22 protein-coding genes are annotated in these 23,383 nt (G+C 61.1%); 11 read left to right on the forward strand and 11 right to left on the reverse strand.

What is annotated here, in order from left to right; translation table 11 throughout:
• The first annotated feature begins 50 nt into the window (after nucleotides 1-50).
• Both NWV16_RS17755 and NWV16_RS17760 read left to right on the forward strand, forming a co-directional pair.
• Nucleotides 51-452, forward strand: coding sequence for a MerR family transcriptional regulator (locus NWV16_RS17755; RefSeq protein ID WP_011334998.1), 402 nt, complete (start codon nucleotides 51-53; stop codon nucleotides 450-452).
• A 142-nt stretch (nucleotides 453-594) separates the two neighbouring features.
• Nucleotides 595-1,494, forward strand: coding sequence for a hydroxymethylglutaryl-CoA lyase (locus tag NWV16_RS17760; RefSeq protein WP_260520113.1), 900 nt, complete (start codon nucleotides 595-597; stop codon nucleotides 1,492-1,494).
• A 595-nt stretch (nucleotides 1,495-2,089) separates the two neighbouring features.
• Here NWV16_RS17760 and NWV16_RS17765 read toward each other — a convergent pair.
• A complete protein-coding gene (locus NWV16_RS17765) occupies nucleotides 2,090-3,787 on the reverse strand; it encodes an AMP-binding protein (RefSeq protein WP_260520114.1) in 1,698 nt (565 codons plus the stop codon).
• A gap of 201 nt (nucleotides 3,788-3,988) precedes the next feature.
• Here NWV16_RS17765 and NWV16_RS17770 point away from each other — a divergent pair, with 201 nt between their 5' ends.
• The 4 genes from NWV16_RS17770 to NWV16_RS17785 are packed head-to-tail and all read left to right on the forward strand — an operon-like array spanning nucleotide 3,989 to nucleotide 9,550.
• Entirely contained in the window at nucleotides 3,989-5,152 is a 1,164-nt protein-coding gene (locus NWV16_RS17770; RefSeq protein ID WP_065261696.1) for an isovaleryl-CoA dehydrogenase, read from the forward strand.
• Between the two features lie 12 nt (nucleotides 5,153-5,164).
• Entirely contained in the window at nucleotides 5,165-6,772 is a 1,608-nt protein-coding gene (locus NWV16_RS17775) for a carboxyl transferase domain-containing protein (protein WP_260520115.1), read from the forward strand.
• A 13-nt stretch (nucleotides 6,773-6,785) separates the two neighbouring features.
• Nucleotides 6,786-7,601, forward strand: a complete 816-nt coding sequence (locus NWV16_RS17780; RefSeq protein WP_260520116.1) for a gamma-carboxygeranoyl-CoA hydratase — start codon at nucleotides 6,786-6,788, stop codon at nucleotides 7,599-7,601.
• On the forward strand, nucleotides 7,601-9,550 hold the full coding sequence (locus tag NWV16_RS17785; RefSeq protein ID WP_260520117.1) for an acetyl/propionyl/methylcrotonyl-CoA carboxylase subunit alpha: 1,950 nt from the start codon (nucleotides 7,601-7,603) through the stop codon (nucleotides 9,548-9,550). Before NWV16_RS17780 ends, NWV16_RS17785 begins: the two co-directional genes overlap by 1 nt.
• A 40-nt stretch (nucleotides 9,551-9,590) precedes the next feature.
• Here the strand turns inward: NWV16_RS17785 and NWV16_RS17790 are convergent, their stop codons facing one another.
• Nucleotides 9,591-10,247: a LexA family transcriptional regulator gene (locus tag NWV16_RS17790; protein ID WP_260520118.1), complete on the reverse strand. Its 657-nt coding sequence runs from the start codon at nucleotides 10,245-10,247 to the stop codon at nucleotides 9,591-9,593.
• A 129-nt stretch (nucleotides 10,248-10,376) separates the two neighbouring features.
• Between NWV16_RS17790 and NWV16_RS17795 the strand changes: the two genes are divergently transcribed.
• The 3 genes from NWV16_RS17795 (at nucleotide 10,377) to NWV16_RS17805 (ending at nucleotide 13,705) form a co-directional block, all read left to right on the forward strand.
• Nucleotides 10,377-10,715 (forward strand): DUF6124 family protein, encoded by a 339-nt coding sequence (locus tag NWV16_RS17795; protein WP_065261700.1) that lies wholly within the window; start codon nucleotides 10,377-10,379, stop codon nucleotides 10,713-10,715.
• A gap of 479 nt (nucleotides 10,716-11,194) precedes the next feature.
• Complete coding sequence (locus NWV16_RS17800; RefSeq protein WP_260520119.1) at nucleotides 11,195-12,346, forward strand: M14-type cytosolic carboxypeptidase; 1,152 nt, start codon at nucleotides 11,195-11,197, stop codon at nucleotides 12,344-12,346.
• Between the two features lie 150 nt (nucleotides 12,347-12,496).
• Nucleotides 12,497-13,705 (forward strand): MFS transporter, encoded by a 1,209-nt coding sequence (locus NWV16_RS17805; protein ID WP_260520120.1) that lies wholly within the window; start codon nucleotides 12,497-12,499, stop codon nucleotides 13,703-13,705.
• Between the two features lie 9 nt (nucleotides 13,706-13,714).
• On the opposite strand, the gene NWV16_RS17810 is transcribed toward NWV16_RS17805, so the two are convergent.
• Nucleotides 13,715-14,260: a cytochrome b gene (locus tag NWV16_RS17810; protein WP_260520121.1), complete on the reverse strand. Its 546-nt coding sequence runs from the start codon at nucleotides 14,258-14,260 to the stop codon at nucleotides 13,715-13,717.
• Entirely contained in the window at nucleotides 14,257-15,351 is a 1,095-nt protein-coding gene (locus NWV16_RS17815; protein ID WP_260520122.1) for a catalase family peroxidase, read from the reverse strand. The genes NWV16_RS17810 and NWV16_RS17815 overlap by 4 nt, the downstream gene beginning before the upstream one ends.
• A gap of 157 nt (nucleotides 15,352-15,508) precedes the next feature.
• Between NWV16_RS17815 and NWV16_RS17820 the strand changes: the two genes are divergently transcribed.
• Together NWV16_RS17820 and NWV16_RS17825 are read left to right on the forward strand one after the other, a co-directional pair.
• Nucleotides 15,509-16,015: an RNA polymerase sigma factor gene (locus tag NWV16_RS17820; protein WP_260520123.1), complete on the forward strand. Its 507-nt coding sequence runs from the start codon at nucleotides 15,509-15,511 to the stop codon at nucleotides 16,013-16,015.
• Nucleotides 16,012-16,764, forward strand: coding sequence for an anti-sigma factor (locus NWV16_RS17825; RefSeq protein ID WP_260520124.1), 753 nt, complete (start codon nucleotides 16,012-16,014; stop codon nucleotides 16,762-16,764). The genes NWV16_RS17820 and NWV16_RS17825 overlap by 4 nt, the downstream gene beginning before the upstream one ends.
• A gap of 5 nt (nucleotides 16,765-16,769) precedes the next feature.
• Here NWV16_RS17825 and NWV16_RS17830 read toward each other — a convergent pair whose 3' ends face one another.
• From NWV16_RS17830 to NWV16_RS17860, 7 genes are all read right to left on the reverse strand, one after another.
• Complete coding sequence (locus tag NWV16_RS17830; RefSeq protein WP_260520125.1) at nucleotides 16,770-17,741, reverse strand: spore coat U domain-containing protein; 972 nt, start codon at nucleotides 17,739-17,741, stop codon at nucleotides 16,770-16,772.
• Complete coding sequence (locus NWV16_RS17835) at nucleotides 17,738-20,095, reverse strand: fimbria/pilus outer membrane usher protein (RefSeq protein WP_260520126.1); 2,358 nt, start codon at nucleotides 20,093-20,095, stop codon at nucleotides 17,738-17,740. Before NWV16_RS17835 ends, NWV16_RS17830 begins: the two co-directional genes overlap by 4 nt.
• Before the next feature lie 108 nt (nucleotides 20,096-20,203).
• The gene (locus NWV16_RS17840; protein WP_260520127.1) at nucleotides 20,204-20,986 is read right to left on the reverse strand and encodes a molecular chaperone; all 783 of its coding nucleotides are present in this window, start codon (nucleotides 20,984-20,986) and stop codon (nucleotides 20,204-20,206) included.
• 22 nt (nucleotides 20,987-21,008) lie between these two features.
• Nucleotides 21,009-21,509 carry a spore coat U domain-containing protein gene (locus tag NWV16_RS17845; protein WP_260520128.1) on the reverse strand — a complete coding sequence of 167 codons (501 nt, stop codon included), beginning with the start codon at nucleotides 21,507-21,509 and terminating at the stop codon, nucleotides 21,009-21,011.
• Nucleotides 21,510-21,513: 4 nt separating this feature from the next.
• Nucleotides 21,514-22,050, reverse strand: a complete 537-nt coding sequence (locus NWV16_RS17850; protein WP_065261712.1) for a spore coat U domain-containing protein — start codon at nucleotides 22,048-22,050, stop codon at nucleotides 21,514-21,516.
• Between the two features lie 19 nt (nucleotides 22,051-22,069).
• Nucleotides 22,070-22,603 (reverse strand): spore coat U domain-containing protein, encoded by a 534-nt coding sequence (locus NWV16_RS17855; RefSeq protein ID WP_260520129.1) that lies wholly within the window; start codon nucleotides 22,601-22,603, stop codon nucleotides 22,070-22,072.
• An 82-nt stretch (nucleotides 22,604-22,685) separates the two neighbouring features.
• On the reverse strand, nucleotides 22,686-23,195 hold the full coding sequence (locus NWV16_RS17860) for a spore coat U domain-containing protein (RefSeq protein WP_260523551.1): 510 nt from the start codon (nucleotides 23,193-23,195) through the stop codon (nucleotides 22,686-22,688).
• Between the last annotated feature and the right edge of the window lie 188 nt (nucleotides 23,196-23,383).

Genomic DNA, 23,383 nt, shown 5'->3' on the forward strand with positions numbered 1-23,383 from the left:
ACGTCAACCTGCAATTAGCTTAGCGCCAGGACCTTTTTTCGAGCGCTTTCATGAGCAGCCAGACTTACAGCATTTCCGACCTCGCCCGCGAGCTGGACATCACCACCCGGGCGATCCGTTTCTATGAAGAACAGGGCCTGCTCAGCCCTGAGCGCCGAGGCCAGGAGCGCATCTATTCGCCACGCGACAAGGTCAGTCTGAAGCTGATCCTGCGGGGCAAGCGCATCGGTTTTTCCCTGGCCGAGTGCCGCGAGCTGATCGAGCTCTATGACCCGTCCAGCGGTAACACCAAACAACTCAACAGCATGCTGGCGAAAATCAGCGAGCGCCGGGCACAGCTTGAACAGCAATTGCTGGATATCGAACAGATGAAGCTGGAACTCGACACCGCCGAAGAACGCTGCGTGCAGGCGCTGGAGCAGACGCTCAAGAGTCAGCAATCGGTTCAGTGAACCAACACCAATCCCTTGTGGGAGCGAGCTTGCTCGCGATTGCGGTTAGACCGTCAGCATCATTTTTGAATGTCAGACCGCTATCGCGAGCAAGCTCGCTCCCACAGGCTTCGCCACGATTTCAAAAGAGCAGGTCAACGCCATGTCCCTCCCCTCCCAAGTACGCCTGATCGAAGTCGGCCCCCGTGACGGCCTGCAGAACGAAGCCCAGCCCATCAGCGTCGCCGACAAGGTGCAACTGGTTGACGCCTTGAGCGCGGCAGGCCTCGGCTACATAGAAGTCGGCAGTTTCGTCTCGCCCAAGTGGGTGCCGCAGATGGCCGGTTCCGCCGACGTGTTCGCGCAGATCCGGCGCAAGCCCGGCGTGACTTATGGCGCACTGGCGCCGAACCTGCGCGGTTTTGAAGATGCACTGGCCGCCGGCGTCAAGGAGGTCGCGGTGTTTGCCGCCGCATCCGAAGCATTTTCGCAACGCAACATCAATTGCTCGATCGGCGAAAGCCTGGCGCGGTTCGCGCCAATCATGGAGGCCGCGAAACAACACGGCGTTACCGTGCGCGGTTACGTGTCCTGCGTGCTTGGCTGCCCTTATGAAGGCACGGTCGCACCGGAACAGGTGGCCATGGTCGCCCGCGAGTTGTACGCGATGGGCTGCTATGAAGTGTCGCTGGGTGACACCATCGGCACGGGCACCGCGGGCGCCACCCGCCGTCTGTTCGAAGTAGTGTCGAAGCAGGTGCCGCGAGAGAAACTCGCCGGCCACTTTCACGACACCTACGGCCAGGCCATGGCCAACATCTACGCCAGCCTGCTGGAAGGCATCGCGGTCTTCGACAGCTCCATCGCCGGCCTCGGCGGCTGCCCGTATGCCAAGGGCGCCAGCGGTAACGTCGCCACCGAAGACGTGGTGTACCTGCTCAATGGCCTGGGCATCGAGACCGGTATCAACCTCGACGCCTTGATTGCAGCCGGCCAGCAGATCAGTGCCGTGCTGGGCCGCCCGAGCGGTTCGCGCGTGGCCAAGGCCCGTAGCGCACAGTGAGGGGCACAGTGTTACCGCTTGGCGCGAGACGTGGGCACAGGCGAGTAACACGGAAACAAATTGTCTGGTTTTGCCTGAAAGAAAAATCCTTCAAAAATCTCAAGCCCTTGATTTAAAAGGGTTTTAAAAAGTTGGCACGGCTTCTGCTATCTCTATGGCATAACAAGAATAAAAAGCGGCAAACCAATAAAAACAAGACGAAACGACTCTGACATAACAAAAACAACACGACAGAGACGCAGCTAACAGATTTTTTTGGAGAAGGTGTGCTTTTCAGGGTGTTCCTCGGAATGACCCGCAACCGGGCAGAGAACAATAAAACTACCTTCAGGTAGCTCCCGTATCGGTTGGATCGCCTTGGCGAAAAAGCAGATCAGCGCTCAAAAAAATACGTTTGCTCTTGACCCCGGATGGGGGTCGCCAAAAACAGCGGTAAAGGGCAACGGTTGCCAAAAACAACAACAGACCGACCCTCAATAATAAAAAGAGCACGCGACGACAAAATTAAAGGGGAGCTTCGGCTCCCCTTTGTGCTGTCCGGTCTTCTGAAATCCCGCAGGACACTGTGGGAGCAACGCCCCCACAGTTCTGTTCCTCAACCCTCGTTACTGCGCAACTCCTCGACACTGATCTCACGCATCCGGAATTTCTGGATCTTGCCCGTCACCGTCATCGGAAACTCCTCGACGAACTTGAAATGACGCGGCGTCTTGAAGTGGGCGATGCGCTCCTTGCACCACGCTTGCAGTTCCTGTTCGGTGGCGCTGTGGCCGGGATGGAATTTGATCCAGGCGACGATTTCCTCGCCGTAACGCGAGCAGGGAATGCCGATCACCTGCACGTCCGCCACCGCTGGATGGGTGAAGAAGAACTCTTCCAGTTCACGCGGGTAAATGTTTTCGCCGCCACGGATGATCATGTCCTTGTTACGCCCGGCGATACAGACGTAACCCTCGTCGTTCATGCTCGCCAGGTCGCCGGTGTGCATCCAGCCTGCCGCATCGATGGCTTCGGCGGTGGCCTGCGGGTTGTTCCAGTAGCCGAGCATCACGCTGTAGCCACGGGTGCACAGCTCGCCGATGGTGCCGCGTGGCACCGGATTGCCGGCCTCGTCGATGATCTTGCTTTCCAGTTGCGGCTGGGTACGGCCAACGGTGGTGACGCGCAATTCCAGTTCATCCGATGGCCCGGTCTGCAGGGACACGGGGCTGGTTTCGGTCATGCCATAGGCGATCTGCACTTCGCTCATGTGCATTTCGCCGATGACCCGGCGCATCACCTCGATCGGGCACGTGGCGCCGGCCATGATTCCAGTGCGCAGGGTCGACAGATCGAACCCGGCACGTTGCGGCTGATCGAGCATGGCGATGAACATGGTAGGCACGCCATACAACGCAGTCGCTTTTTCTTCGGCAACGGTGCTCAGGGTCAGCAGCGGGTCGAAGGCATCGTTGGGATAAATCATGGTGCTGCCGTGGGTGACGCAGCCAAGATTGCCCATGACCATGCCGAAGCAGTGATACAGCGGCACCGGGATCACCAGGCGATCAGAAGCGGACAGGCCGAGACTTTCGCCGACCATGTAACCGTTGTTGAGGATGTTGTAGTGACTGAGGGTCGCGCCCTTGGGGAAACCGGTAGTGCCGGAGGTGTACTGGATATTGACGGGCTGATCGAAGTGCAGGCTGTCGCTGCGTTCACGCAATGGCTCTGGAGAGACACTGGCGGCCAGATCTGCCAGTTGCGACCACGGGAGAAAACCCGACGGCGGCTGCGGATCAAGACTGATCAACCCGCGCAGCTCCGGCAAGCGCTCGCTGTGCAGTTCGCCGATGGATGGCTCGGCCAGCTCCGGCAGCAGGCCTTGCAGCATGCCGTGGTAGTTCGAGGTCTTGAAGGCCCCCGCGCAAACCAGCCACTGGCAACCGGACTGCTTGAGCACGTACTCGAGTTCGGAACTGCGATAGGCCGGGTTGATGTTCACCAGGATCACGCCGATCTTCGCAGTAGCAAACTGTGTGATGCACCACTGCGCGCAGTTCGGCGCCCAGATGCCGAGCCGGTCGCCGACCTGCAAACCCAACGCCAGCAAGGCTCTGGCGTGAACATCCACCGCATCGGCCAGTTGCCGCCAGGTGTAACGCAGCTGCTGATGGCGCACCACCAGCGCCTCGCCGTCCGGGTACTGCGCGACGGTCTCATCGAACTTCTGCCCGATGGTCATCGCCAGCAAGGCTTTGCTCTGTGAACCACGGGTGTAGCTGCGCTGCGGGTTTGCACTGGGTTGATCCATGACGACCCCTATTGTCTTTATTAGTGGGTGTTGGACCGGAGCCATGCCAGCTCCGACCGTTCAGAACTGGCCCTACTCTCGCTCAAGTTGACGTTAACGTAAAGGGTGATTGACAGCCATTCGTCACAGGCTTACGTTAACGTAAAGGTGAGAGCCGATCCGCCGTTCTCCCCGCCCTACAAAAAAGCCAAAAGGTGACCCATGAGCTACCCATCCCTGAACTTTGCCCTCGGCGAAACCATCGACATGCTGCGCGATCAGGTTCAGTCCTTCGTCGCCGATCAGATCGCCCCGCGTGCCGCGCAGATCGACAGCGACAATCTGTTCCCCGCTGATCTGTGGCGCAAGTTCGGTGACATGGGCCTGCTCGGCATCACCGTGCCGGAAGAGTACGGCGGCGCGGGCCTGGGTTATCTGGCCCACGTGGTGGCGATGGAAGAAATCAGCCGTGGCTCGGCTTCTGTGGCTTTGTCCTACGGCGCTCACTCCAACCTCTGCGTCAACCAGATCAACCGTAACGGCAATCACGAACAGAAATCCAAATACCTGCCGAAGCTGATCAGCGGCGAACACGTCGGTGCTCTGGCGATGAGCGAACCGAATGCCGGTTCCGACGTGGTCTCGATGAAACTGCGCGCCGACAAACGCGGCGACCGTTTCGTGCTCAACGGCAGCAAGACCTGGATCACCAACGGCCCTGACGCCAATACCTACGTGATCTACGCCAAGACCGACCTGGAAAAGGGCCCGCACGGCATCACCGCGTTCATTGTCGAGCGCGACTGGAAAGGCTTCAGCCGCAGCAACAAGTTCGACAAGCTCGGCATGCGCGGCTCCAACACCTGCGAGCTGTTTTTCGATGACGTCGAAGTGCCGGAAGAAAACATCCTTGGCGTGCTCAATGGCGGCGTGAAAGTGCTGATGAGTGGCCTCGATTACGAGCGCGTCGTGCTGTCCGGTGGCCCGACCGGGATCATGCAGGCCTGCATGGATCTGATCGTGCCGTATATCCACGACCGCAAACAGTTCGGCCAGAGCATCGGCGAGTTCCAGCTGATCCAGGGCAAGGTCGCCGACATGTACACCCAGCTCAATGCCAGCCGCGCCTACCTCTACGCCGTGGCCCAGGCCTGCGAGCGAAATGAAACCACCCGCAAGGACGCCGCCGGCGTGATCCTCTACACCGCTGAGCGCGCCACGCAAATGGCCCTGGACGCGATCCAGATTCTCGGCGGCAACGGTTACATCAACGAATTCCCGGCCGGTCGTCTGCTGCGTGACGCCAAGCTGTACGAAATCGGCGCTGGCACCAGTGAGATCCGTCGCATGCTGATCGGTCGCGAACTGTTCAACGAAACCCGCTAAACGGAGCTGTCCATGGCTATCCTGCATACCCAGCTCAACCCTCGCTCAGCGGAGTTCGTCGCCAACAGCGCGGCGATGCTTAAACAAGTCGACGCCCTGCACACCCTGCTGGCCCAGGTAGCACAGGGCGGCGGTGCGAAAGCGCAGGAGCGTCACACCTCGCGCGGCAAGCTGCTGCCACGCGAACGCATCAACCGCTTGCTCGATCCGGGCTCGCCGTTTCTGGAAATCAGCCAGTTGGCCGCCCACGCCGTTTACGGTGAAGACGTGCCGGCTGCCGGCGTGATAGCAGGAATCGGCCGTGTGGAAGGCGTCGAGTGCATGATCGTCGCCAACGACGCAACGGTGAAAGGTGGCTCGTACTACCCGTTGACCGTGAAAAAACACCTGCGGGCCCAGACCATCGCCCAGCAAAATCGCCTGCCGTGCATCTATCTGGTGGACTCGGGGGGCGCCAACCTGCCGCGTCAGGACGAAGTGTTCCCGGACCGCGAGCACTTCGGGCGAATCTTCTTCAACCAGGCCAACATGAGCGCCATGGGCATTCCGCAGATTGCCGTGGTCATGGGCTCCTGCACCGCTGGCGGTGCCTACGTGCCTGCAATGGCTGACGAAGCGATCATGGTGCGCAATCAGGCGACTATTTTCCTCGCCGGCCCACCGTTGGTGAAAGCCGCGACCGGCGAAGTGGTCAGCGCTGAAGACCTCGGCGGGGCCGATGTGCATTGCAAGACATCCGGGGTCGCGGACCATTACGCCGAAAGCGATGAGCACGCCCTCGCCCTCGCCCGGCGCAGCGTCGCCAACCTCAACTGGCGCAAGCTCGGCGAAGTGCAGCAGCGCACACCGATTGCGCCGCTGTACGCCAGCGACGAGTTGTACGGCGTGGTGTCAGCGGACGCCAAACAGCCGTTCGACGTGCGTGAAGTGATTGCGCGGCTGGTCGACGGTTCGGTGTTCGATGAATTCAAAGCCTTGTTCGGCACCACGCTGGTGTGCGGTTTCGCTCACCTGCACGGCTACCCGATCGCGATCCTCGCCAACAACGGCATCCTGTTTGCCGAAGCCGCGCAAAAAGGCGCGCACTTCATCGAACTCGCCTGCCAGCGCGGCATTCCATTGCTGTTCCTGCAGAACATCACAGGCTTCATGGTTGGCCAGAAATACGAGGCCGGCGGCATCGCCAAGCACGGCGCCAAACTGGTGACCGCCGTGGCCTGCGCCAAGGTGCCGAAATTCACCGTGATCATCGGCGGCAGCTTCGGCGCCGGCAACTACGGCATGTGCGGGCGGGCCTACGATCCGCGCTTTCTGTGGATGTGGCCGAACGCGCGGATCGGCGTGATGGGCGCCGAGCAGGCAGCCGGTGTACTGGTTCAGGTCAAGCGCGAACAGGCTGAACGCGCAGGCCAGGCGTTCAGTGCCGAACAGGAAGCCGAGATCAAGCAACCGATTCTCGACCAGTACGAAGAGCAGGGTCACCCCTATTACTCCAGCGCACGGCTGTGGGACGACGGCGTCATCGACCCGGCGCAGACCCGCGATGTGTTGGCTCTGGCCCTGTCCGCGTCGTTGAACGCGCCTATCGAACCGAGCCGCTTCGGCGTGTTCCGGATGTGATCGGGAGAACCTTATGAGCGACTTCAACACCCTCCAATTGCAAAGCGATCCACGAGGCTTCGCGACCCTGTGGCTGAACCGCGAAGAAAAGAACAACGCGTTCAACGCCGAGATGATCCGCGAACTGATTCTGGCTTTGGACAAGGTCGCCAGCGACGCCAGCCTGCGTTTCCTGCTGGTGCGCGGGCGCGGCAAACACTTCAGCGCCGGCGCGGATCTGGCCTGGATGCAGCAATCGGCCGAACTCGATTACCACACCAACCTCGATGACGCCCGGGAACTGGCGGAACTGATGTACAACCTCGCCAAACTGAAAATCCCGACCGTGGCCGTGGTGCAAGGCGCGGCGTTCGGCGGTGCGCTGGGGCTGATCAGTTGCTGCGACATGGCCATAGGTGCCGATGACGCGCAGTTCTGCCTGTCGGAAGTGCGCATCGGTCTGGCGCCAGCGGTGATCAGTCCGTTCGTGGTGCAAGCCATCGGCGAACGTGCGGCTCGACGTTATGCGCTCACGGCTGAACGCTTTGACGGCCGACGTGCGCGAGAAATCGGCTTGTTGTCCGAGAGTTATCCGGCGGCCGAACTTGAGCAGAAAGTCGAACAATGGATCGACAATCTGCTGCTCAACAGCCCCGCCGCCATGCGCGCCAGCAAGGATCTGCTGCGTGAAGTCGGCAACGGTGCGCTGACTCCGGCCCTGCGCCGCTACACCGAAAACGCCATCGCCCGCATCCGCGTCAGCCCCGAAGGGCAGGAAGGTTTGCGAGCCTTTTTGCACAAACGCCCACCGAGCTGGCAAGCCACAACCACCACCAAGGAGCCGCATTGATGAGCGCACCTGTTCTCACCACCCTGCTGGTGGCCAACCGTGGCGAAATCGCTTGCCGGGTCATGCGCACCGCCAAGGCCCTGGGCCTGACCACCGTTGCCGTGCACAGCGCCATCGACCGCGATGCACGGCACAGTCGTGAAGCGGATATTCGCGTCGATCTGGGCGGCAGCAAAGCGGCTGACAGTTATCTGCAGATCGACAAACTGATCGCAGCGGCCAAGGCCAGTGGCGCTCAGGCGATTCATCCGGGTTATGGTTTTCTTTCGGAGAATGCCGGTTTTGCCCGCGCCATCGAAGCAGCCGGCCTGATCTTCCTCGGCCCGCCTGCCTCGGCCATCGATGCGATGGGCAGCAAATCCGCCGCCAAGGCCCTGATGGAAACGGCTGGCGTGCCACTGGTGCCGGGCTATCACGGCGAGGCGCAAGATCTGGATACCTTCCGCGATGCCTGCGAACGCATTGGCTATCCGGTGCTGCTCAAGGCCACTGCCGGCGGTGGCGGTAAAGGCATGAAGGTCGTTGAAGATGTCAGCCAACTGGCAGAGGCCCTGGCATCAGCCCAGCGTGAAGCACAATCGTCGTTCGGCGATTCGCGGATGCTGGTGGAGAAATACCTGCTTAAACCACGCCATGTGGAAATCCAGGTGTTCGCCGATCAGCACGGCAATTGCCTGTACCTGAACGAGCGTGACTGCTCGATTCAGCGTCGGCACCAGAAGGTCGTTGAAGAGGCGCCGGCGCCAGGGCTCAGTCCCGAGTTGCGTCGGGCGATGGGCGAAGCGGCCGTGCGTTCGGCGCAGGCCATCGGTTATGTCGGCGCCGGTACGGTGGAGTTCTTGCTGGATGCTCGCGGCGAATTCTTCTTTATGGAGATGAACACGCGGCTACAGGTTGAACATCCGGTCACCGAAGCCATCACCGGGCTCGATCTGGTGGCGTGGCAGATTCGCGTCGCCCGTGGTGAGGCGCTGCCGATCACTCAGGCACAGGTACCGCTGAACGGGCATGCGATTGAGGTTCGATTGTATGCCGAGGATCCGTCGAATGACTTCCTGCCGGCCACCGGGCGTCTGGATCTGTATCGCGAATCCGCCGCCGGGCCGGGGCGCCGCGTGGACAGCGGCGTCGAGGAAGGCGATGAGGTTTCGCCGTTCTATGACCCGATGCTCGGCAAGCTGATCGCCTGGGGCGAGGATCGTGAGCAGGCGCGTTTGCGGCTTTTGAGCATGCTCGATGAGTTCGCGATTGGCGGGCTGAAGACCAACATCAATTTCCTGCGGCGAATCATCGGTCATCCCGCCTTCGCGGCGGCGGAGCTGGATACCGGGTTCATTCCGCGTTATCAGGAGCAGTTGCTGCCCGCGCCTGCTGCGCTGAGCGATGACTTCTGGGATGCGGCGGCACAGGCTTTTGCGCAGAGTTTGCCGGGGACGACTCGGGCGGATGACCCGGCTTCGCCTTGGGCACTGCACAGCGGTTTGCGTACAGGTCTGCCACGGGAAATCACTTTGCACTTGAGTTGCGAGGGACAAGATCGGGCGCTGACTTTCGGTGCTGGCGGCAGCGCAAAATTGCTCGGCGAGCAACTGGTGATCGAGCAAGATGGTTTGCGTCGTCAATATCGTGCGATTCGTCGAGGTGACGCGCTGTACCTGCAATGGGACGGCGAGTTGCGACGCGTTGAAACCTACGACCCGATCAGCGCGGTCGAAGCCAGCCACAGTCATCAGGGCGGCCTGACTGCGCCCATGAACGGCAGCATCGTGCGCGTGCTGGTGGAGACCGGCCAAGCGGTTGAAGCCGGCACTCAACTGGTGGTTCTGGAAGCGATGAAGATGGAGCACAGCATCCGTGCGCCCCATGCCGGCGTGATCAAGGCGCTGTATTGCCAGGAAGGGGAAATGGTCAGCGAAGGCAGCGCATTGGTCGAGTTGGAAGACGCTTGAAAAAGTGGATCGATCCTGCGCGAAGCGAGGATCGATCTGACTAGTATTTGGCCGTTGCCTGAACCACGACGCCGATTATTCGGCACTCGTCGGTAAACAAGGCTCTCGGCCACGTCGGATTGAGCGGCACCAGGTAGCGCTGGCCGCCCTCTTCGATCAGTTTGCGGAAAATCGCCTCATCACTGTCCGGCCATTGGACGATCACCAGTTTTCCAGGCTCCGCCTCCAGCGCCGGGTCGACCAGAATCAGCATGCCCTCGCCAATGCTCTGCCCGGTGGGTGCCGTCATGGCGTTGCCCGCCACCGTGAGCCAGAAGGCCGGACCACGGGCGTGATAATCCGTCAGTTCGAAACGCCGCTTGTCCTTGCCGCTCGAATACGCCGGCTGGCTTTCACGCGCCTCGATCGGGGTTTTCCAGTCGCTGACCGGATAGCGAAAGTAAGGGTTGTATTTCTGGGCCAGCGGCATTTCGTCGTCCTTGTCGACTTGCGGTTCGCGGATGACCAGCGCGACTTCCAGATACTCCATGCCCAGCGCTTTAAGCACGCGGTTCATCTGCGTGACATCGGGCTCACGGCGTTTGTTCAGCCAATGGCCGATTCCGCCCTGAGACATGCCGACACGTTCGCCGAGCTCGACTTGAGTGACGTTGAGTTCACTCATTTTGGCCTTGACCAACTCAATCCATTTATCCATGTGCGGCACCATACGTTCCCGCCTCCGGCCAGCAAAACACATATTGTAGTATTTAAATTATGGTCACAAATACCGCAGGTACTATTCTTGGGACACGGATTTGAATCGACCAAGGAGTGACCTTTCACCATGAATATCACCAGCAATGACCTGCCCGACCTGCAGATGGACACCACTTTCAAGTCACCACAGGGCTGTGCCGCGGCGCAGCGTGCACTGGACTATTACTTGAAACCAACTGTTTCGGAGCCGGATGTGGAAGAACGTTTTTTCGGTGTGAACAGCAACCTGAGCGGTGAAGAATCACTGGTCCACGCCTCCGATCTGTTGCGATGCGCAGCGGCCACTGCATTCAAGGCAGCTGACGGCCTGCAGGGTGTCAGTCGGGATCTGGCATTTTCAGTCGTGCACATGGTGGACATGGCACGGGCGATGGTCGATCACTCGCTCGATGGCGGTGTTCGTTGAAGCGGGTGCGCGCGCGGACAAGGAAAGAATTTTCCAATCGCGCAGATAAAAACGTTTGACTTGCAAATGATAATGATTACTATTGCAAGCAACTGGTCGCGAGATCAGTCGATGGACCAGAGACCTTAGGTCGGTCTTCTGGACTATCTCCTCATCAGGCTAATCACGGTTTTTGACCCGGCTTTTTGCCGGGTCTTTTTTTTGCCAGTTTTCTGGCTTATGGCTTCAGGCTAATGAAGTCTTTGGATGCTGCAAATTCGATGGCGCGGATGATATCAAAAGCACATCGTCTGGCAAGGGAACCCCGGCAGTATTGAAGGAAAGTAATGCCGATCAGCACTTGAGAATCAATCGCACAGCTACTAAGCTGCACCCGCGTCATGGAAGACGCCCCCCGCCACACCCCGCAATTTCACTCGGTTTCACCCTTGTCTTGCGTGTAAAGTAGCCGCCATAAAAATCATATTCAGGAACCGATTATGACTGTGGCCAAATCTTCGTTCGACATCAGCGCCAACTTCGACAGCGGCAATATCCAGGTCATCGACATCAGCAATCCGCTCAACCCGGTTCTGGCAATTCGGCCAGATACCCGCAGCGCTCATTTCCAGTGGTTCCACTTCAAGGCCAGCGGACTGCATGTCCATCAGGAACACTGGTTTCGCCTGGTCAATGCCAGCCAGTCCTCCTACAACAAAGCCTGGACGGGCTATCAGGCCGTCGCGTCCTACGATCACGTCAACTGGTTCCGTATTCCAACCCAATTCGAGGGCGACAGCCTGCGTTTCTGCCTTGAGGCCGAACAGACTCACGCCTGGTTCGCCTACTTCGAGCCGTACAGCCGTGGCCGTCACGACTGGCTGATCGAGCAAGCGTTGACCAAGGCCGGCTGTGAACTGCTGGCCACTGGCAAGAGCATCGAGGGCCGCGACATTCAGCTGTTGCGCAAGGGCACCGGCGCCGAAGGCCGACGCAAGATCTGGATCATCGCCCAGCAACATCCCGGCGAACACATGGCCGAGTGGTTCATGGAAGGCGTGATCGAACGCCTGGAACATCACAACGACCCAGAGCTGAACAAACTCCTGGAAAGTGCCGACCTGTATCTGGTGCCGAACATGAACCCGGACGGTGCCTTCCACGGCCACCTGCGCACCAACGCCATGGGCCAGGACCTGAACCGCGCCTGGCAGAACGCCTCTCAGGAAGTCAGCCCGGAAGTCCTGTTCGTACAGCAGCAGATGGAAAAATACGGCGTCGATCTGTTCCTCGACGTACACGGCGACGAAGAAATCCCCCATGTGTTCACCGCCGGTTGCGAAGGCAATCCTGGTTACACTCCTCGAATCGAGAAACTCGAAGAACACTTCCGCAGCCACTTGAAACACACCACCAAAGACTTCCAGACCAGATACGGCTATACCCGTGACGAACCGGGTCAGGCCAACATGACCCTGGCTTGCAACAGTGTTGGCCAGAAATTCGACTGCCTGTCGTTGACCCTGGAAATGCCGTTCAAGGATCACGATGACGCGCCGAACCCGCTCACCGGCTGGTCAGGCAAACGCTCGAAGCAATTGGGCAAAGACGTGCTGACCACCATCGCCGACATGGTCGACACCCTGCGCTGATCCTCACCTGTTCTTTGTCATATGAAAGATCGCAGCTCTGTCTGCGATCTTTTTTTTGCGCTGCACACCGACCCAATCAGGTTGCAAAACAAAACCAGATTATCTACCGTCAATCCAGTTTCCATTTGAAACCAGAAAAGGAATCAGGACATGAACGCGCAAAAACTCGGCGGTGGCGTCGTACTGCTGTTCGCCATTGCCTGCGGCCTGGCCGTGGCCAACGTGTATTACGCGCAACCGCTGCTGGACGCCATGGCCGACGCCTTCAAGCTGTCGCCAGCGAGCATCGGCATCGTCATCACGCTGACCCAGGTCGGTTATGGCGTTGGGCTGTTGTTGCTCGTGCCACTCGGCGATCTGCTGAACCGTCGACGCTTGATCGTCACGCAAACCCTGTTATCCGTCGCCGCATTGCTGATGATCGCCCTGGCCAGCAACGGCACCTGGCTGCTGATCGGCATGACCCTGACCGGTCTGCTCGCCGTCGTCACTCAAGTGCTGGTGGCCTATGCCGCAACACTGGCCATCCCGGCACAACGCGGACACGTCGTCGGCGTGATCACCAGCGGCATCGTGGTCGGCATACTGCTGGCACGCACCATGGCCGGCGGGATGGCGGATCTGGCCGGCTGGCGGGCGATTTATCTGCTGTCGGCAGGACTGACGCTGGTCATGGCCCTGCTGCTGTTTCGCGTGCTGCCCAAGGATGAGAGCCAGCAACCGGCGACGTCCTACGCAGCCTTGATGACTTCGGTGTTCAGCCTGTTTCGTGAGGAGCCAGTGCTGCGGCAACGAGCGATTCTGGCCTTGCTGACCTTTGCCGGCGCCATGGTGCTATGGACGCCAATGGTGTTGCCGCTCGCCGCCCCACCGCTGTCGCTTTCCCACAGTGAAATAGGACTTTTCGGGTTGGCCGGTGCGGCCGGTGCACTTGCGGCTGCAAGAGCCGGACATCTGGCGGATCGAGGTCTGGGGCAATGGGTCAGCGGCTTGTCGTTGCTGCTCATGCTCGGTTCATGGCTGCCGATTGCGTTTACCCAATCATCATTGTGGGCGCTGTTGCTCGGGGTGATCACTCTGGATCTGGGCTTGCAGGCTGTGCACGTCACGAGCCAGAGCATGATCTACAGCGTTCGCCCGCAGGCACAGAGCCGACTGACTGCCGGCTACATGCTGTTTTATTCGGTCGGCAGCGCCGTCGGTTCAATCGCTTCGACGACCATGTATGCCTGGGCAGGATGGCCCGGTGTCTGCTGGCTCGGCGCCGAGATCAACATCGTCGCGTTGCTTTACTGGTGGCGAACGCTGGCGGCGCAAAAAAGTGGCGAGCGGACTTGCCCCCTCGCCACCTCGCAATAGTACCTGGAGTCAGTCGCGACGCCGTCCCCGCAGCATGCTGTCGAGCACCTCGTCGCGGCGTATCCAACCATGGAACAGCGCCGCCGCCAGGTGCAGCAACACAGTCAGAAACAGCAAATAGGCCAGATAACCGTGCGCCTTGCGCAATAGCGCAAACACCTGGGCATCCGCCGGCAGAAGCGATGGCAATTGCAGCGAACGGCCGAGCATCACCGGATCTCCCGCCGCACTGATCATCGCCCAGCCCAACAACGGCAGCACCAGCATCAGCCCATACAGCAACAGATGCGAAGCCTTGGCTGCTGTCACCTGCCAGCCCGGCAAGTCCTCCGGCAGCGGTGGCTGGCGAGTCCCCAGCCGGACAAGGATGCGCACAATCACCAGCAGCAAAATTGCGATGCCCAACGGCTTGTGCAGGTTGATTAACCACTCATGCCGTGCTGACACCGAAGTCACCATGCCGGCACCGATGAACAACATGGCGATGATCATCAGCGCCATCAGCCAGTGCAGCAGCCTCGCCAGCGGATTGAAATGCGTCGGTGGCGTTCTCATGGGCGAGCCTCCTGTTTACTGCCGGGCAATTGGCTGACTTCGCTGGTGCGGCGCAGGTAGGAATCTGCATAGCCGGCCGAGCGAGCGGCGAGCAACGGGTCGTCGGACCCTTCTATCCCGGCGGGCAGGACCAAGGGGTCATAGTTGATGTCGCGGCATTCGCCGCTCAGTTGCGGCTGAGTCTTTTCCAGTATCAGGGTGCCTGCATTCAGCACTTTGCGCCCGGCGGGCCAGGTCTTGCTCGCGTCGTTGACCGGATCGTCAGCGTTGGCCAACGTGATGTTCAACTGAAAGCGCAGCGGCCCTTCGGCCAGACGTTGCACCAGGTCCTTTTCGAGAAAATCGCTACCTTCCGGGGCCGCAGCACCTGCTGCATCCTGGGCCAGGGGCATCATGCTCCAGCGTACGGCCTGCCTTTTGCCGCTTGCGTCGACCAGATAGAACGCGTTGACGCTGTTATAGGTTTCCGTGACATAGCTGGCCGAAGGCTTGGCGGTCTTGACCCAAGTCAGAAACGGCACAGCCTCCGGATGCGCGGCAAAAAATGCCGGGACTTTGGCGGGATCGGGTTTGCCGGTCGCCGGATCCGGCGCTTGCGCCTGCTGCAACTGATAGAACGCTTCCGGCGTTCCGACCGGAAACACCGGCATGCTGTTCATCCCGGTACGCCACTGCTGGCCGTTGGCCTGGGTGAAGCGCAGCGCCAGACTGCGAATCGGTACGGCGCTGTCCGGCGCATAAGGGTTACCCGCCGGCAGCGCGAATCGTCCGACAACCGGCGTACGTGGTTCATTGAACACTTGCGCGACAGAGTAAGGGCGCACCTCGCCACTGCTTTCGAAGTGGCCGATGACGCAAACACCCTTGGCGTGATTGCGACGAAACCCTGGATGCACGCCGTTGTTTTTCTCCAGCACATCGACCAACGCCTTGGGCGTCAGTCGTTGTGGGTCCAGGTTGCCGTGAACGTAGGCAAACGCCCCGGCCACTGCTGCGACCACCACGGCAATTGCGCCAAGACGCAACACCAGGCTCGCGGCACTCAATGGCGGACGTTGTACCCCGCCGGGCGGTGAGCTGCGATCAACCATGAAAGACTCCAGGGCCAATGGCCACAAGTGGGAAGAATCAGCAAGACGCACGCCATCCGGATTTATTCCACGGCCAGGTATTTATTTTTCCGAACGTGGAATAACCTCGAATGCCGGGCGTCTTCCTAGTCCACAGCGTAGTAACCAGCAGAATTTCATGAGCGAATTCGACGAACAACTGAGAGAAATCATTCCCAGATTGCGGCGCTTTGCCGTGTCGTTGACGCGCAACAGCAGCAGCGCCGACGATCTGGTCCAGGCCAGCCTGGAACGTGCCCTCTCCAGCTGGGGTGACAAGCGTGTCGAAGGCGATCTGCGGGCCTGGCTTTTTTCGATCCTGTACCGCCAGTTCCTCGATGCCCACCGGCGCGCTCGTCGCTACGCCCGAATGCTCGAGTTTTTCACCGGCCGCGATGACACGGAACCCTCGGTGGAACGCACCGTCATTGCCCAATCGACCCTGCAAGCCTTCGACCGCCTGCCCACCGAACAACGCGCCCTGTTGCTGATGGTGTCGGTGGAAGGCTTGAGCTACAAGGAGGTCGCCGAGATCCTCGACATCCCCACCGGCACCGTGATGTCGCGCCTGTCCCGTGCCCGCCAGGCCCTGCGCCAGCTCAGCGACGGTGAAATCAGCAGCCCTTCCCTGCGGATACTCAAATGATCAGCCTGCCTCCCAGCGAGCGTGACTTGCACGCCTACATCGACCACCAGCTCAGCGAGACCGACCGGCGTGTGCTGGAAAACTGGCTGGCCAGTCACCCCGAAGAGGCCGCCTTGATCCGTGCCTGGCAACAGGATGCCCAACATCTGCGCGCCGCCCTTGGTGGTGCCTTGCAGCAACCGGCCAACCCGGATCTGGACCCGGCATTGATCCGCCAGCGGCTCAAAACTCGATCGCGTCGACGCTGGGCCAGCGCGGCCGTGTTGCTGATGGCGGTCAGCCTCGGCGGCGTCAGTGGCTGGCAGGCCCGGGAAATGACCTGGGTGCGCTCGGTCGCGCCCATGAGCGATGCCCTGCAGGCGTATCGTTTGATCGCTCAGCAAGGGATTCTGCCAGCGGACTTCAAGGTCGACGGTGCCGGCGACATGCAGGGCTGGCTCGACCGCTACTTCACGCAGGCCAACCGACTGCCGGATCTGACGTCAGCCGGTTTCCGGCCGGTCAGCGGGCGTTTGCTGAGTACTGAAGAAGGCCCGGCGGCGATGGTGATGTATGAGGATCGGGATGGGCACAAGGTCAGTTTCTACGTCAGGCCACCCGGCCCGAAAAACACCTTCTTGCCACGAGGCAGCCGTCAGGACGGGGATCTGCAGGCCGAATACTGGTCCGGTGAGGGGTACAACTATGCGATGGTCACTCCGACCGACATTCCGGCGGCACCGTTGCTCCGGCACACCGAGCGCTTCTAGCCCGCTCAAAAGCCGACGTCCAGCACCACGTTGTCCAGATAGGTGCCGGCGGGCGGCGTTGACTGATCGGTGTAGATCCTGGCGTTGTAATTGAAAATCTGGCTGCCGGTGCCCAGGCCATTGCCGGGATTGACCTCGGCATCGGTGCTCGCCCGACGTGCCGCACCGACGCTGCCCCAGCGGGTGGTTCCGGCGCTTTTGAAAATGTCGTAGGCCAGGTAATTGCTGCCTGAAATCATTCGTCGTCGACCGCCGACGCTGAGCGGATTCTGACCATCGCTCAAACCGACGGTGTAGGCGCTGCCCTTGGTGCAGGCCAGATTGATGGTCTGCCCGGTCACCGGGGTAAACGCGCTGATCACCGGTGCGCTGCCGAACGCGATATTGGGGGCGGTGATGGTGCAATCGTTGGCCACGGTCAGGTTGACCGTCAGGGTCGTGGTGCCACTGTTGATATCGCGACCCAGGCAGAGTCCGCCGGCACCGATGCCCGAACAGTAATTCCAGTTCCAGAAAATGCTCAGGGTTTCGGTGTAGACCCCCGCCGCCACGTTGCTGCCGATTGTGGTACCGAAATACAGCGGCACGGTTTTCGGCACGGTGCCGTTGAGCAATCCCAGCGCATCGATGATGCCGTTGCGGGCAAAATCGTAGGCCGTGCCGCGAGTCAGCGGGTAACTGGTGCTGTTGTTGGCGTAGATCGTATAGCTGATGACATCCCCGGTGGGCCCGAGCAGGCCGCTTTGGGTCGAGGTCACCGTGGCCCAGAAATGGTCGTTGTTGGTCAACAGTGACAGCAGCGAACCCGTACAGCTCAAACCGCCATTGAGCGTGGAACTGGGCTGCGAGGTGGTGCGCACTGCAATCGAACTGAGCGTGCCGAACCCGGCCGGCGTGGTCGAAACCACCGAACACAGCGCCTGCGCCGCCCCCGGCAACACCAGCACCAGCCAGAGACACCACCTCATCCACGTCATTGGCACACCAGCGGTCCGATCAACGGCACCTGTTCCTGCTGCAGATCGATGCTGAACTGCGCCTGACAGCTCTTGCCATCGGCCAGCGTTACCCTCAGCGAATTCTGCGCCTGCAGGTTTTCCAGATAGACCAGCCCGTCCCAACCCACCACCGTGCGCGTCCCGCTCTGTTCATGCAGTACGCCACTGCCCAGCGGCAACTCCTGCTGCTGCGCATCCACCAGCACGATACTCGCGGCAATCACCCGGCTCAGCGGAAACTCCAGCAGATAACCGCTGCCACGGCGCACGGCCACGCGCTGTTCAACATTCGGACTGCGCACGTTGGCCGGCAGGTTCAACGGATCGATTTCATACTTGCCACGGTAGTAGGCGCTGCTCCATGGCACCAGCAAGTGACCGTTGCGATCGGTCTGACCGACCTGCTGATTCTCGTAGCGCACCGGGACATCGGCATAACCGTCGGTGCTGACCAGCACGAACGCATCGTCGATGCGGTTGGCGGCGAAAACTTGATGGTCCATCCAGACCAGCGAACCGCTGGCATCGGCCCAGCGGGTTTCGGCGTCCGAAGTACCGTAAACGCCAGCCTGCAATTGCACCGACTGCAGACGCCAGGTCACGTCGGCCTGACGGTAATCGGCACCGTCGCCCTTGGCGTATCCGAGATTGAAACCCACCCCGCCTTCGGATGGCACCGCGCGACTGTAGTTGACCCGCTGCTGGCTTTGTCCGTTCTTGTTGCGCTCGCTGCTGATGGCCAGGCTGCCGTGCACATCGAAAGGAATGACCAGTTGCGCCTGCACCGCCCAGTTGGCATCACCGATTTCGCGGTTGGCGGACAGGTAGAAACTGCTGTTGCGCCACAGCGGCTTGCTCCAGCTCAGGTTCAGCAGCCGCGTGCGAGAGTCGTCCGCCGCCCTGATATCGAAGTAACCGACACCCAGACTGCCCCAGCGCTCAAGGTTGAGACTAAGGGTTGCCTGTTCGCTGCGCTTGCTGAGGCGGGTGTAAGGACTGTCGACCACCGTCAGGTCGGCGTACTGATCACGGCGTTGCAAGCGTTGCCAGGAAATACTGAAACGCTGGGCGCTGTACTGATAACCGAGGCTGTATTGCTGACCACCGTCACCGTCGAAACGGCTCTGGCTGATCGCACTGTTGAGCACCCCGAAATTGCCCAGCCGCAGATTGCCACCGAGGCCGCCAAGGGTCAGCGAGTCGGCGGCTTCGGCGTGGCTTTCCAGGGTGAAGCTGTCGCTGACTCCATAACGCAGGCTGCCCGAGGTCACACCCGGTCCGTAACTGAAATCCTTCAGCCCGTAATCCCGGCGCAGCGTACCGGCCGTCACAGAGAAATCGCTCAGCCCCTTCTGCAACAGGCTGCTGGTGACATAGAACGGCACGGTAGTGGACACTTGCCGGCCCAGCGCGTCAGTGGTCACCACCACGGCTTCGCCCGCGCCGTTGATGAACGGGATGTTGGTCAGGGTGTACGGTCCCGGCTGCAAATCGGTGCTGCTGGACTTGTAGCCGTTGATGAACAGATCCACCGAGGACGGCACTGCCGCCTCGCCGGCGAATTGCGGCAGCGGGTAGGTCACCAGATCCGGGCGCAGCGCAAAATCCCGGGAAAACTGCACGCCGCCCAGACGCACCGAACTGCTCCAGGGCAACGCGCCGCTGACCACATCCCCAGCCTCGTAAGTCAGCATCCGCTCATCATCGGAGTAGCGCCACGTGGTGTCGTAACGCAGATAACCGTTGTTCAGCGTACTGGCCTCATCACCGGACAAGGTACGCCGATACTGCCCGGTGCTGGACAGCGTGCCCCAACTGTCAAATACCCGTATCTCGTTCCACGCCGCCAGGTAAGTACCCGCGTCATCGGTGTCGTTGAGGTAAAGGTCATAGTTGAACAACGCACCGAAACTGCTCAGCGCCGGGGTGCGCGGATAGATCTGACGGTTGCCGATGAACTGCTCCGGCAGCCAGTCCGGCGGCACATCCAGCAGCAGTCGCTGACCGATGCTGTCGTACTCGCTGTGCAGCCCCGGCAGGCCGTCGAGATCGACTTCGGCAGCTGCACTCTCGGGCAGTGTCACGCCGGTATCGCGCAACACACTGCTCGGCAGGAACAGCCGCCCGCCCCGCTGCTCCACCGACACGACACGACCGGTATTCATCTGGTTGACCACCAGTTCCAGAAACAACTGTGCATCGCTGACGGCCTCCATGCCGCTGGGGGGCGGCGGCAGTTCGCCAGCCCCGGATGGATGAATGAACATCAGGCAACACGCGCCGGTGACAAGCCACAACGGACGCTGAATACGGCGAGCCCGTCCCGGGCTCATTAGCGTGTTTCGTCCGTCAATGGACTGCTTCCTCCTGAAACCGCTGCTGCCCGCCGGCCTGTCGCTTGCCCGGCGGCCATGCACTACCCGATCCGCGGACCGAAATACTTACTTGGCCGGGGTAATGCTCTGAACCTGTGCCGCGCCATTGACCCGGCCCGCCAGTTCCCCCGTCACCGAACCCGGCGCCGGCCAGCGCATCACCGCGCCAGGCAATACGTAACCCAACAACCCTTCCGCCAACGGTTTGCTTTGCCCGCCCTGCCTGAACGCGACATCGGTCAGGCGCGCATGCACCGCTCCCTGATTGCGTACTTCCACGTAGGGCTTGCCATCGACCGAGACCGACCGCCAGCTCAGCTGCGGCAGGCCGATGCCCTTGGGATCACGCTGGCGGGTGCTGTCCTCCTTGCCCCAGAGCCCCGCGCCGTAGGCGAACAGCGGCACCGAATAGCGCATCTGGAAGCGAATGGCCGCCGCGGTCTTTCCTGCATCGGCGACCGGTGGCTGCGCCGAAGGAATCTCGTCGATGATGATCCGGTAAGCCAGTTCCTGGCCGGGCGGCACGTCTCGGGTCCGGGTCAGGCGCACCAGCTGCTTCTGCCCCGGCTCGATCTTCGCCACGGGCGGGCTGCCGATCACGTCGCGCTGATTCTGGTACTGCTCCTGGTAACCGTTCTGACTCCAGCCGAATACACGGATCTGCAGGTTGGCGGTTTCACTGCCGCGGTTTTCCAGCCATAACGCACTGGCCTGCTGATCCGCCTCCAGCACCGGATCGATGGGCCAGATCAGCACGGAACTGGCCGCCTGCACCTTGACCGCTGCCAGCAAAACCCACACTGATATCGCGCAACCCGCCCGTAACAGCCGTGACGAGACCTCCCCCATAACCCGCTCCTTGTGCCGTTCGTCACCACGACAGCTGCACCTGCAGCACATCGCTGTACGTCCCCCCGGGCACATTGCCCGGCAATTGCGCCTGACCGTAGATCGGCAGGCTGATGTTGTTGGCATCGCTGTACGCCACCGCCACGGCCTGGCCGATCCCCAGGCTCTGGCTGTAGGCGGCGTCACGAAACAGCGCATAGGCCACCCGCGCGCTGCCGCTGTTGAGCTGCATGTGTCGGCCACTGCTGTTGTACTGACCGCCGTCGACCGTCATGTTCAACGTCACTCCCGGCGTGCATTGCAACTGCACGCCACCGGTCAGGGCCACCTGCACCGTGCCGGTGGACAGGGCCGGACCCGACCCGAAATTCAGCCCGCCATAGTTCGACACACCGCCCACCACCAGACAGCCCGACGTGATGGTCGCACTGACTTGAAAACTCTGACTGGTCACCGCTGCCAGCGGCAACGGCACTGCACCTGCGCACAGCACCAGCAGCGCTGCACCGCCACGCCGGCCCATGGCACTAGAACGTCAGTTCAACGGCAATGGTGTCGGTGTAGGTGCCCGCCGGCAGACCGGCCTTGCCCACCGCCTGCCCGTAGATGTTCACGGTCTGCGCCACCCCGGTGCTGGCGGCGAGGCTGATCACACCGTCGATGGCCAGCAACTGCGAGTGCCCGGCATCGGTGTACAGGTCGTAAGGCACGTAGTTGGCGACGCCGTCATACAGCGCTCGGGTACCGCCCGGGGACTTGCCGTCATTGGCACCGGCGCGCACCTTGACCGTCGGCGTGGTGCCGGCGGAGCAGAGAATCGACAACGCCCCGCCACCGCCACCCAGTACCTGTCCGGTCGCGGTGGTGAACAAGCTGTTGGCCGTGCCGAAATTCAGCGCACCGAAGTTCAGTCCGGTGGAACCGCCCGAGCCGTTGACCTGGCAACTGCTGATCAGGATCAGGCTGGAGGTGATCTGGCCGGTGACCGTGGTAGCGGCGTTGACACTGGAGGCCAGTGTCAGACCGAGCAGCGACAGACCTATCCTTGATGCAATCGTACCCATGGTGTCCTTCCTCTACGATTTACCAGTCGAGCGTCACCGTCAGGGTGTCGGTATAGACACCGGCCGGTACCGCGCGGGTGTTCGCCACCACCGTGCCAAACACCGGAATCGGTATCTGCGCGCCGCTGGTGACCGCGAAATTGTGCTGCTGGCCGATGCTGTAGCTCTGGCTGCCCGAAGCATCGAGGAACAGTTGATAGGGGAGGGTCTGGCGACCGTTGCTCAGGCGACGGGTATTGCCGTCGCCATGGGTGCCACCGTCAATGGTCACGGTGAAACCGGTCACCGACGGGTTGCAGGCCACGTTGAGTCTGCCACTGCTGTCATTGGCCAGACTGGCCTTGATGGGAGCGTTCCAGGTCGGCCCCTGCTGACCGAAGTCGAGCTTGCCGAAATCCCCCACCGGGCTGGCGGGCGAGGATGCGTTGGTCACCTCGCAGCCGGCGATCAGGGTCAACCGGGCGTGGATCAACCCGTTGACCGACGCCTGCGCATCCTCGGTGAGAAACAGCAATGCGCCTGCGGTGATGACCAGCCAGTGCTTGCCCGTCATTGCATCCTTTCTCCTTCCGCTCCCTGAGGATCGTCCACTGCGTTCGTCATTGAACGCGTCAATGCCACATCATGCCGGTCGATCACCAGGTGACGGTCACCTTGACCAGATCCGAATAGCGACCGGCTCTCGGCACCTCGGCCATCCGCTCGATCCGCCCGTACAGCGGCAATTCAACCGAACCGCTGTCCGGCACGCGACCGCTGACCGGAACATCCACCACCAGCGGCACCCGTCGAGCGGGATCCTGATACAGACGATAGGGAATCATCCGGCCCCCCGCCTCGCCCGTCATGTAACGCACTTCGCCGGTCCCGCCATGCAGTCCGCCGTCGACACGCAACTGATACGGCGTGTCCGGGTTGCATTCCAGGCGCGGCAGCCGCGAAGGGTTCAATACCGCCCCGAGCGGCCCGGCCGGATCGTCGAGGCGCGCGGTGCTGCCGAAATCGAGGACACCCGATTGCTCGATTCCGGCGTCACGTTGCCGGCCGACCAACTGACAGCCACGCTGCACGTCGACCCGCACTTCCACCTGCAGGTCGGCGGCCTGCACCGGTGCCGCAAACCCGCCCAGCAATGCCCAGACCATCCCTGCATTCACCGTCCGTTCCCTGATGGCGACAGCGTCTCTGCCGTTACAGTGTTTCAGGTTAGCAACGGACGCCGATTGCGCCAGTCGATTGGATCCATTGACCGTGCGGGATATGTTTCGAAAAGTTGTCGATTCAACACGTCAGGGCGCTGAAAAAACCTCTACACACAGCAAATTACTGTCCA

This window comes from Pseudomonas sp. BW7P1 (assembly GCF_024981055.1).
Lineage (GTDB): Bacteria > Pseudomonadota > Gammaproteobacteria > Pseudomonadales > Pseudomonadaceae > Aquipseudomonas > Aquipseudomonas bananamidigenes.